At 41.3% G+C, this 596-nt stretch carries 1 protein-coding gene; it reads right to left on the bottom strand.

Features of this window, described 5'->3' with window-relative positions:
• Positions 1 to 494: Mur ligase domain-containing protein (locus ACRCJ0_RS18545; RefSeq protein ID WP_431391654.1), on the bottom strand; the 494-nt coding region annotated here is incomplete at its 3' end.
• Positions 495 to 596 lie beyond the last annotated feature (102 nt).

Here is a 596-nt window from a genome sequence, read left to right as displayed (position 1 = left end):
GCTTGAATTTCTGTCGCACTTGGCGTGGTTAATTTGCTTTCATACCGTTGGCCGTTCACTTCATTATAGACGGTCCCAAAGTAAGCTACTTCAAACCCCGCTTTCTTTAGTAAATGCTGTAAGAATAAAGCGGTAGTCGTTTTGCCGTTAGTTCCTGTAATCCCTATTACCAACTTGTCTTGGCTAGGATTGTGATAAAAAGCTGATGCAAGCAGGGCTAAACTCTCTCTAGCATTGTCAACCTGGATAAACGGCACATTCTCCCTAGCGGTTAAGTCAGATTCCGTCACAATCAAGCTAGCGCCGCGTTCAATGGCATTACCGATATAGGCTTCACCGTCAGTGGCATAACCGGAAATGGTGACAAATAGATGGCCATTGGTTACTTGTAAGGAGGATTCACTAATGCCGGTAATTTCAAGTTGCTCTACATCTGCTGGTAAAGGATTTCTAGCTGTTACACCACTTTGTTCAAGTAATTCATAGACCTTCATATTCATTCACCTTTCTCTTTCACTTATTTGTTGTTAGCTATATATTGGGCTATATAGATGGAGAAAGTGTGAAGAAAGATAGGTTAAACTACTGTCTATTCA

Source organism: Aerococcus sp. L_32 (genome assembly GCF_050689315.1).
The sequence above is the reverse complement of the archived record's forward strand: the minus strand, read 5'-3'. Positions and strand labels throughout refer to the sequence as shown.